This window comes from Acinetobacter sp. 70_2 (genome assembly GCF_056736115.1).
Window position 1 is genome coordinate 1 of the sequence record NZ_JBWZIP010000014.1, and the last position, 10391, is coordinate 10391.

Genomic DNA, 10391 nt, shown 5'->3' on the forward strand with positions numbered 1-10391 from the left:
CATCAGGGCCCGCAACTACAGTTGCTGTCGTACCATCTGGGAAAGTCACTTTAACAGTTGAACCTGGTTCTGCTGTACCTGTGACTGGATTGGTCGCATTGATTGGATCAATTACCGGTGCAGTTGGGGCTGTCGTATCTACTGTATAAGATTTTGACTCACTAATATTGCTGCTGTTACCTGCTGCATCAGTAAAAGTAACTTTTGCATCAATTGTTTTATCGCTATCTGCAATTAATCCACTGCCTGGTACAACTACACTCCACGTACCTGCTGCTTTGTCTACATTTGCAGTGTAAGTTACACCATTAACAACTACGGTAACGACAGTATTTGCAGCATCTGTCGGAATATTTTTTAAACTACCCGTAACAGTAACATTACCCGCAGCTTCTGTTGAATTAATAATATTATCTGAAGTTACAGGATCAACAGAGAAAGTAACGCCATTTGTATTTGGCGGCGTAGTATCTGCAGGAGAAGAGTCATTACTGCTACCACTATTTGATGCAGCAGCAATGATACCACCTGCAACAAGAGGTACTGCTGCCCACAACCATGGGTTCACACCTGCATCGTGATAAAGTAATGGCTGAATTGAAGAAATAGGTTGGTAAATAACATCAGACACTAATGCCTGCGGTGCTTCTGCTGGTAGAGCTGCTGGTAAATCTTCACCTAAAAGCGCTTGCGGCTCTACATCGCTGTCAGCATCCGCATCTGCATCGCTGTCAGCATCCGCATCATTTTCGGCATCTTTAAATTTTGCCCAAATGAGTTGGCCATTTTGGTCTTGAAAAACAAGACTATTATCGGCTGGCTCAGCTGTTCCACTAAAGAAGCCTTCAATAACAATAGTTTCACCATTTTTTAGGCGAATTACTGCATTGGTACCCTCCCTATTTACTACCAATACATCACTGGCAGCCACTTTTACCAACACAACTGATGCTTCTGAAAGTTTTGCAGAAGTTCCCTCTGTTGTTACCAAGGTTTTGTGACTGTCCTTGGCAATAATTTGTATATCAGGCATATGTTCATTCCTTTTATATTATTGATTTAAATGATTTTTGTATAATTCTTTTTACTTAATGTTTTCGAGTTTTTGACCTACAACTTAAAAACATTAAGTAATGTGATCATTTTTACATTACCCACTTTAAAATAAAAAAAATAAATACTAAAGTCCTTAAAGAAAAAAATTTAATTAATACAAATTTTATATAAATAAAATTTTGTCTTTTGTTTTTCATAATTCCTATAGAGTAAGAACTAACTATATTATTTATAAAATAAATTTAATTTTTTTATTATCCAATATTTGTTGAAAATTATTTTAATTAAAAGTTTTATATAACAAGTTTCAATATCTTAATAAAATAAAATATATTATTAATTAATAATATGCAGAAAAATGGCTTTAGTTAATATTTTACTATTACACTAAAGCCTTATTTTTTAATTTAAATAAAAATACTTTTAAGTTTATTTAAAAATTATCTGGACTCTCAAAACGTTTTACTTCTTGCAACTTATTCGGATCATGCATAGTTGCAATACCATCTTCTGTTTTCTGGTCAACGATTACATCGGGATTAAAGATAGTAATCGTTTCTCTTCCTAATGCGTCTTCCCCTACGATATATTGAAAGCCACGGCGGTTCATTTTATGACATAGCTTCTGGTAAAAACCTTTAAGGCCTTCCGTTTCTTCATTAGGGTTGTAATAAAATGCATTCATTACCGCTGGTAGGCCAAGGCCACACACCACACCAGATAACAATACGCTAATAAAAGTATATCCAATCAGAATACTACTATAAGGGCTAAGTGCTGGAATATTGGCGACTGCCAAAATTAAAGCAAGTGAAATCCCTCCTCGTACCCCACCCCAAGACAAAATGGTTAAACTACCATTGTAGCTTTTGGTCTTACGCATTGTTGGGAAGAAAGCAAAAGACATAAAATTTGCTGCAAAGCGTGAAATATGCAAAATAAAGAAAGCGACTATTCCACCTAAAATCAAGCTAAAGTTTAAATCAAGAATAAATAGCTCAAGACCAATTAAAGTAAATAAGAATGAGTTAATAATTCCTTCTACAGTATGCCAAAAATGGTTAACTTCCCTAATTTCTCGCTCTTCACGGATTTCTTTCCACTTATTACCAACGATTAAACCGCCAATCACACAAGCAATCGGTGCAGATGCATGAGCAAATAAAGCAACTAAATATGCTCCGCTAGCAAGTAAGGCAGTTGTTAAGATCAGAGATTCCATTTCATGTTTGCCACGTAATAGACGTAATGTTCCTATACCAAATGCCCATCCAATACCGACAGCAACCACAATTTCATAAAGCAAAGCTTCTAATGTAGCAACTAATGAAAAATGTTCACCTTGTAAAACATTCAACAACGTCATAAATAATGCAATACACATCGCGTCATTAAATAAAGACTCACCCTCTAATTTGACAATAAGATGATGGGGTGCGCGAATTGAACTTAAAACACCTTTAATACCGATCGGGTCTGTTGCACCCAATGCCGCGCCTAATAATAGAAGAACTAAAATTGGCACATGATGACCAACCAGCAATTGGAAACCGTAAAGTAAGCCACCAAACAATACCGCACAGATAACTAGCGCAATAGTCGCTAGAATACTAATTTGTCTCCAATAACTTCTTAAGTCTGAAATTTTAAATTTCAGTGCAGAAGATGTCAGAATAAAACAGATGACGCCATTAATTAAAAAGTCATAAAAATCGATATGACGTACTGCTTCTTCAATATTATGAATATTAATAGTAATAAACTGATTACCATTTAAGAGACTGGCTCCCCATTGCAAAATGAAGACAAAAATTGCAGAAACAAGAGGCACACCAATAGCTTGAGGGAAGCCTAAAATACGCTTATTGAATATAGTGGTTGCAATTGATAAGGCAAATACAACCGTAAGTGCTTGTAATAAGAAAAAATTACCCATGAACACCCTTCTTCTGGGTCAATGACCAAATAAGAAAACCTAGACAGCTGAACTGAACAGAATGACAAAATAGGCACGTTATATGTGCCCAAACAGTTAAAAATTGAAATATAAGTTTAACGAATTACTTTAATCATTCTATCGATCAGTTAAATTTCTTAACATTAATTATGAATCAGAGGGGTATTAAAAAGATGAGTCTATTAAAAATGCTTTAATAAACTCATCTTTCGCATTAGATAGAATTATTAAAAGTATCACATTGATTGATATCACCAGACTTTAAGCCCACTTGAAACCAATGCATCCGCTGCTCACTCGTACCATGGGTGAAGCTATCAGGAACGACTTGGCCAGTTGCACGTTTTTGCAAATAGTCATCACCAATTTTTTGAGCTGCATCCATTGCTTCTTCAACATCACCAGACTCTAAAAACTGAGTACGCTGTTGATTATGATTTGCCCATATACCTGCTAAACAGTCGGCTTGTAACTCTTGACGAACAGATAGCTGGTTGCCCTCTCTTTGACTAACTTGCGAACGCGCTTGTTGCACTTGAGAAGAAATACCAAGCAAGGTTTGAACATGATGACCGACTTCATGAGCAACAACATAGGCTTGGGCAAAATCTCCTGCCTCATCTTGGCGAGAAAGCTCTGATTTATTTTGTTCACCCGAGATACCCATTTGCTCACGCATATCTTTAAAGAATTCGGTATCAATATAAACTTTCTGGTCAGCTGGACAATAAAAAGGTCCCATAGCAGATTGAGCGGTACCACAACCTGAGCGAGTCACTCCACTAAATAAAACCAACTTTGGCGGTGTATAAGTTTTACCTAACTGCTTAAATATAGGTGTCCACGTATCTTCTGTATCAGCTAACACAGTTCCAACAAAATCTGACGCTTCTTTTTGCTCAGGCGTTAAACTTTCTGGTGAAGTTGCATTTGATTGTTGTGAAGCAGTAACCTGCTGCGTTGCCTGATAAGCCATTTGTGGATCAACGCCAAAAAATTTCCATGCGACAAATGCTACAACCAAACCAATAATACTAATACCACCTGCTTTAACGCCGCCCCCACCTCGACGGTCCTCAACATTGGTACTGACTCTACGATCTCTCCAACGCATAACTTCCCTCTTCTTTTTAAATGGCCTGATTAGTCAGAAGCTTTTGGCCACATTTTCTGTATTAAACTCACCACAAGCAACACAACTGCACCAGCAATCATACCAATCGCAAAGTTCATTAATGTCGGTGTTAAAGCACCAATAATATTTCCTACTGCTGGTATAGTTTCTACCTGATCAACCGTATCTTCAGTAACATGGTGAAGTAAAGGAATCGTATGATTAATAATCCCTCCACCTACTAAAAACATTGCAATAGTTCCAACAATAGAAAGTAGCTTCATTAAAAGAGGAGCAAAAGCAAGTAAACCACGTCCTAGAGTTTGTTTGAAAGAAGCAGCTTGTTTTGTTAAATATAATCCTAAATCATCAATCTTAACAATCACGCCAACCAAGCCATAAACGCCAAGTGTCATCACAACTGCAATAATACTAAGAACACTAACTTTAGTTAATAACGTAGCAGTCGCCACCGTACCTAACGAGATCACGACAATTTCAGCTGATAAAATAAAATCTGTACGAATAGCCCCTTTTACTTTCTCTTTCTCAAAAGTAGCCATATCTAGCTCTTCATTGTTAAATTCTTTTTCTGCTTCCTCTGAGGTCGAAGCTTTTTTATGCGTAATTGTATGAAGAACTTTTTCAACGCCTTCATAACATAAAAATAAGCCACCTAACATCAAGAGCGGATTAATCAACCAAGGTGCAATAACGCTAATTAATAAAGCTAACGGTACTAAAATAAGCTTATTAACTAAAGAACCTTTTGCGACCTTCCACACAATAGGCAATTCACGATCTGCTCGCACACCTGTTACCTGTTGTGCATTTAAAGCCAAATCATCACCTAAAACACCAGCAGTTTTCTTTGCTGCCATTTTGCTCATTAAAGCGACATCATCTAAAATTGTTGCAATATCATCTAGTAATAAAAGTAAGCCACTTGCCATTTCTTATCCAGGTTTGTATTTATCTGACTATTGTAAGATGAAATATTCCAATTTCTGTAATTTTACTGAATAAATTCACAATATTATTTTAAGAAAGTTTAACCAATCGCTGACGAAAAAATTTTATTTCCCGTACAATAATGCCAATCTTTTATATTACAGGGCTTACTATCCCTGATTAAGCCAATACGATAGTGGAATAAATAATGAGTAATGTTGATCAGCGTCCAATTATTTTGACAGGCGACCGCCCTACCGGACAACTTCACCTTGGGCATTTTGTCGGTTCTTTGCGTTCACGTGTAGGTTTACAGGATAGCCATCATCAACATCTCTTATTAGCAGATGCTCAAGCATTAACAGACAATGCTGATAATCCGGATAAAGTACGCCGTAACATCTTAGAAGTTGCTCTAGATTATTTAGCAGTTGGTATTGATCCAACTAAGACAACCATTTGCGTACAGTCATGTTTACCGGCATTGAATGAGCTTACAATGTTATATCTTAACTTTGTAACTGTAGCTCGTTTAGAACGTAACCCGACCATCAAATCTGAAATTCAAATGCGTGGTTTTGAACGTGACATTCCGGCTGGTTTCCTTTGCTACCCTGTTGCACAGGCAGCTGATATCACGGCTTTTAAAGCAACTGTAGTACCAGTGGGTGAAGATCAGATTCCAATGATTGAACAAACCAATGAAATTGTACGTCGTGTGAATCGTCAAATTGGTCAAGACCTTTTACCAGAATGTAAAGCATTGCTTTCTAATATGGCTCGTTTACCAGGTTTTGATGGTAAAGCAAAAATGTCTAAGTCATTAGGCAATACCATTGTTTTAAATGCTTCTGACAAAGACATTAAGAAAGCGGTAAATGCAATGTACACAGACCCAAATCATCTTCGTATCGAAGATCCAGGTCAAGTTGAAGGAAACATTGTATTTACTTATTTAGATGCATTTGATCCAAATAAAGAAGAAGTTGAAGAATTAAAAGCTCACTACCGCCGTGGTGGTCTTGGTGATGGTACTGTTAAAAAACGTCTTGAAGGTGTTTTAAAAGAATTAATTACACCTATTCGTGAACGTCGTGAAGAACTCGCTAAAGATCCTGATTACATTATGGATGTTTTACGTCAAGGCACTGATAAATGTCGAATCATTACTCAGCAAACTTTAGATGAAGTTAAAGATGGCTTAGGCTTATTTAAATTTTAATTCTTACATCAAGAATATAATTCAAAAAGCCCTACGGGGCTTTTTTTATTATTACATTTAACTTCAATAATTTAATTTATTAGAATTTCTATATATTTATTATGATTCACACGCTCTTACCCTTTTAACGTGAAGTAACACTAATTAACGTGAACCTTAATGAACAAATATGAACACCTGACTAATATAGCTCAAGTAGGTTGATATGAACCTCACGACATTTCTCCTTAAGCCGAAACTGTTTTTAACAGATTCGTTGTTCTACGCAATGATCACCCCAATCATTGCGTATTTTTTTGTCTTTTTTTCGCCTTATTATTTCTTATTTCATTTTATGCTACTTTTCAATGATGCAAAAAAATACCGCATCATTTTTCAGATGCGGTATTTTTTAAAGATTCAAGGAAGCTATTAAGCTAAACCTTTCTCTTTTAATACTTGCAACATAGTTGAACCAAGCTCAGCTGGGCTACGAGTGTAAGCCATACCTGCTTTTTCAAATGCAGCAAATTTCTCTTCAGCAGTACCTTGACCACCAGAAATGATCGCACCAGCGTGACCCATACGCTTACCTTTAGGAGCAGTTACACCAGCGATGTAACCTACTACAGGCTTAGTCACGTTAGATTTGATGAATTCAGCAGCTTCTTCTTCCGCTGTACCACCGATCTCACCGATCATGATGATTGCATCAGTATCTGGATCGTCTTGGAACAATTGAAGAGCTTCAATTTGGTTCATACCTGGGATTGGGTCACCACCAATACCGATACAAGTAGACTGACCTAAACCAAGCTTAGTTGTTTGAGCAACAGCTTCATAAGTCAATGTACCTGAACGTGAGATAATACCAATACGACCTGGTTGGTGGATGTGACCAGGCATAATACCGATCTTACATTCACCCGGAGTGATCACGCCTGGGCAGTTAGGACCAACTAAACGAGTACCGTTACCGTTAGTTTCTAAATAACGTTTTGCTTTAAGCATGTCGATTGTTGGAACACCTTCAGTGATCACAACGATTAGGCCAACACCTGAATCAACCGCTTCAACGATTGAGTCTAAAACGAATGGAGCTGGTACATAGATAACAGATGCATCTGCATTTGTTTCACGTACAGCTTCTTTCATTGTGTTGAATACTGGTAAGTCAAGGTGAGTTGTACCACCTTTACCTGGAGTAACACCACCAACAACTTTTGTACCGTAGTCTAAAGCTTGTGCAGAGTGGAAAGTACCGTTTTTACCAGTAAAACCTTGTACCAATACTTTAGTGTCTTTATTAATTAATACGCTCATGATTGATACTCCCCTTACGCTTTAACTGCAGCTACAACTTTTTCTGCGGCATCAGACAAACCGTTCGCAGAAATTAATTTCAAACCAGATTCATCAAGTAATTTAGCACCTAACTCAGCGTTGTTACCTTCTAAACGAACAACAACTGGAACAGTTACGTTTACTTCTTGAACCGCTGCAATAATTGCTTCAGCAATCATGTCACAACGTACGATACCACCGAAGATGTTAATTAAAACACCTTGTACAGAAGTATCAGCAAGGATGATTTTGAACGCTTCAATTACGCGCTCTTTAGTTGCACCGCCACCAACGTCAAGGAAGTTTGCAGGCTGACCACCATAAAGTTTAATGATGTCCATAGTTGCCATTGCAAGACCAGCACCGTTAACCATACAACCGATGTTACCTTCTAAAGCAACATAGTTAAGATCAAATTCAGATGCTTTTAATTCACGCTCATTCTCTTGAGATTTGTCACGTAAAGCAGCAACTTTAGGTAAACGGTAAAGCGCGTTAGAGTCGATACCTACTTTCGCGTCTACACATAAAATTTCGCCATTTTCACGAACTGAAAGTGGGTTAATTTCAAATAAAGCAAAATCGTTTTCAACAAATGCTTGGTAAGCAGCTGTCATGATTTTTACGAATTGACCGATTTGTTTGTCTTTCAAACCTAAAGCAAACGCAACTTCACGTGCTTGGAATGGTTGTAAGCCAACTAATGGATCAACTTCAACTTTGATAATTTTTTCTGGAGTTTCTTCAGCAACTTTCTCGATTTCTACACCACCTTCTGTAGAAGCCATGAAAGTAATACGACGGCTAGAACGGTCTACAACCGCGCCCAAGTAAAGCTCACGCTCAACTGGATATACGTCTTCAGCAACAATGATGCTGTTTACTGGTTGACCATTTGCATCAGTTTGATACGTTACAAGACGAGTACCAATGATATTGTTTGCAAATTCGATAACATCTTCTTTAGATTTTGCAACTTTAACGCCACCAGCCTTACCACGACCACCAGCATGAACTTGCGCCTTCATTACAGCGAATTTACCACCAAGCTGTTCAAATGCAGCAACTGCTTCGTCTGCATTGGTTGCCAAGATACCTTCTTGTACCGGCATACCATATTCTTTCAATAACGCTTTAGCTTGATACTCATGTAAGTTCATTTAGTTACCTACTTAACTTTGTTTGTTGTCTTCAATTTGCGCAACATTCTCATGTTGTATATGCAAATTGCTGTCTACGTCTATCAACTTGATGATTTTTTAATCACACCATCGAATGTGAAAAAGAGCGGAGAACCGCTCTTTAATTTTATTTACGCTTACGTTGAATCGCGTGAATTGCACGACCATCTACAGCAAGTGCAGCTTCATGAACAACTTCAGAGAATGTTGGGTGACCAAAAGTCATCAACTGAAGATCTTCAACAGAAGATACAAATTCAAGAGCGATCATACCTTGGTGAACGATATCAGATGCAGCAGGTCCAATGACATGCATACCTAATAAACGGTCAGTTTTTGCATCAGCAACGAACTTAACAAAACCTGCGCCTTCACCAGCAGCTAAAGCACGACCATTTACAGCAAAACCGAATTGTCCAGTTTTTACTTCATGACCTTTTTCTTTAGCTTGCTCTTCAGTTAAACCTACCCACGCCGCTTCAGGGTGTGTATAGATAACAGAAATAATTGTGTCATAGTTCACTTGAGCTGCGTGACCGTGAATACGCTCAACAGCCATTACACCTTCTTCCATTGCTTTATGAGCAAGCATTGGACCGCGAACCAAGTCACCAATCGCGTATACACCTTCTACAGAAGTTGCACAGTGATCATTTACTTCAACTAAACCACGTTCAGTTAATTTAATGCCTGAATCTTCAGCCAATAAACCTTCTGCATATGCTTTACGGCCAACACAAACGATTAATTTGTCAAAAGTTTGAGTTTTTTCTTCGCCACCTTGAGTGTATTTAACAGTCACTTCACGACCATTAACTTCAGTGCCAGAAACTTTAGCACCAACGCGAATATCAAGACCTTGCTTAGTTAAAAGCTTTTGGTATTCTTTTGCCAAAGCTTTATCAGCCATTGGCAAGAATGCATCCATTGCTTCAAATACAACAACTTCAGCACCAAGACGACGCCATACTGAACCAAGTTCTAAACCGATTACACCAGCACCAATCACACCTAAACGCTTAGGTACTTCTGGGAAGTTTAATGCGCCAGTTGAATCAACAATAATATCTTGATCTACAGGAGCTACAGGAATATTTACAGGCACAGAACCAGACGCAAGAATCACGTATTTAGGTTCTAAAACTTGAGTTTCACCTTCATGAGAAACGAACTCAACTTTTTTACCAGCAAGTAATTTACCTGTACCTTTTAACCACTCAATACCGTTGCCTTTAAGCAATTGATCGATACCGCCAGTTAATTGGTCAACAATTTTGTCTTTACGAGCAAGAAGTTTTGCAAGATCGAAATTCACTTCACCAGTTGTAATACCGTGATCAGCTAAGTGATGCACTGTATCTTCATAACGATGAGAAGAATCAAGCAAAGCTTTAGAAGGGATACAACCTACGTTTAAGCAAGTACCACCTAAAGAAGGCTTACCGTTGTGAATACGTTTTTCAATACAAGCGACTTTGAAGCCTAGTTGAGCAGCGCGAATTGCAGCTTCATAACCACCAGGACCACCGCCGATGACAACAAGATCAAATTGTTGAGACATTTTTATCTCCATAAACCAGGATAGAG

At 37.8% G+C, this 10391-nt stretch carries 8 protein-coding genes; 1 reads left to right on the forward strand and 7 read right to left on the reverse strand.

Going from position 1 to position 10391, the window contains the following annotated elements:
• From AC1PJ9_RS07780 to AC1PJ9_RS07795, 4 genes are all read right to left on the reverse strand, one after another.
• A partial coding sequence (locus tag AC1PJ9_RS07780) for a BapA/Bap/LapF family prefix-like domain-containing protein (protein WP_479761876.1) occupies positions 1-1033 on the reverse strand: 1033 nt, incomplete at its 3' end.
• Between the two features lie 456 nt (positions 1034-1489).
• Entirely contained in the window at positions 1490-2992 is a 1503-nt protein-coding gene (locus tag AC1PJ9_RS07785; protein WP_002051161.1) for a cation:proton antiporter, read from the reverse strand.
• Positions 2993-3227: 235 nt separating this feature from the next.
• Positions 3228-4127, reverse strand: coding sequence for a KPN_02809 family neutral zinc metallopeptidase (ypfJ, locus tag AC1PJ9_RS07790; protein ID WP_311070069.1), 900 nt, complete (start codon positions 4125-4127; stop codon positions 3228-3230).
• A 29-nt stretch (positions 4128-4156) separates the two neighbouring features.
• Complete coding sequence (locus tag AC1PJ9_RS07795; protein ID WP_311086966.1) at positions 4157-5080, reverse strand: DUF808 domain-containing protein; 924 nt, start codon at positions 5078-5080, stop codon at positions 4157-4159.
• A 206-nt stretch (positions 5081-5286) separates the two neighbouring features.
• On the opposite strand from AC1PJ9_RS07795, the gene trpS reads away from it, so the two are divergent.
• Positions 5287-6300 (forward strand): tryptophan--tRNA ligase, encoded by a 1014-nt coding sequence (gene trpS / locus AC1PJ9_RS07800; RefSeq protein WP_000072941.1) that lies wholly within the window; start codon positions 5287-5289, stop codon positions 6298-6300.
• A 411-nt stretch (positions 6301-6711) separates the two neighbouring features.
• Here the strand turns inward: trpS and sucD are convergent, their stop codons facing one another.
• From sucD to lpdA, 3 genes are all read right to left on the reverse strand, one after another.
• Positions 6712-7602, reverse strand: a complete 891-nt coding sequence (sucD, locus tag AC1PJ9_RS07805) for a succinate--CoA ligase subunit alpha (protein WP_000114637.1) — start codon at positions 7600-7602, stop codon at positions 6712-6714.
• 14 nt (positions 7603-7616) lie between these two features.
• Positions 7617-8783: an ADP-forming succinate--CoA ligase subunit beta gene (gene sucC, locus AC1PJ9_RS07810; RefSeq protein WP_001048573.1), complete on the reverse strand. Its 1167-nt coding sequence runs from the start codon at positions 8781-8783 to the stop codon at positions 7617-7619.
• A 148-nt stretch (positions 8784-8931) separates the two neighbouring features.
• Positions 8932-10365 carry a dihydrolipoyl dehydrogenase gene (gene lpdA, locus AC1PJ9_RS07815; RefSeq protein WP_002051272.1) on the reverse strand — a complete coding sequence of 478 codons (1434 nt, stop codon included), beginning with the start codon at positions 10363-10365 and terminating at the stop codon, positions 8932-8934.
• Between the last annotated feature and the right edge of the window lie 26 nt (positions 10366-10391).

Excerpts from the sequence above, each read along its gene's own strand:
- AC1PJ9_RS07785 (WP_002051161.1), bottom strand. The coding sequence starts at position 2,992 with ATGGGTAATTTTTTCTTATTACAAGCACTTACGGTTGTATTTGCCTTA.
- ypfJ (WP_311070069.1), bottom strand. The coding sequence starts at position 4,127 with ATGCGTTGGAGAGATCGTAGAGTCAGTACCAATGTTGAGGACCGTCGA.
- AC1PJ9_RS07795 (WP_311086966.1), bottom strand. The coding sequence starts at position 5,080 with ATGGCAAGTGGCTTACTTTTATTACTAGATGATATTGCAACAATTTTA.
- trpS (WP_000072941.1), top strand. The coding sequence starts at position 5,287 with ATGAGTAATGTTGATCAGCGTCCAATTATTTTGACAGGCGACCGCCCT.
- sucD (WP_000114637.1), bottom strand. The coding sequence starts at position 7,602 with ATGAGCGTATTAATTAATAAAGACACTAAAGTATTGGTACAAGGTTTT.
- sucC (WP_001048573.1), bottom strand. The coding sequence starts at position 8,783 with ATGAACTTACATGAGTATCAAGCTAAAGCGTTATTGAAAGAATATGGT.
- lpdA (WP_002051272.1), bottom strand. The coding sequence starts at position 10,365 with ATGTCTCAACAATTTGATCTTGTTGTCATCGGCGGTGGTCCTGGTGGT.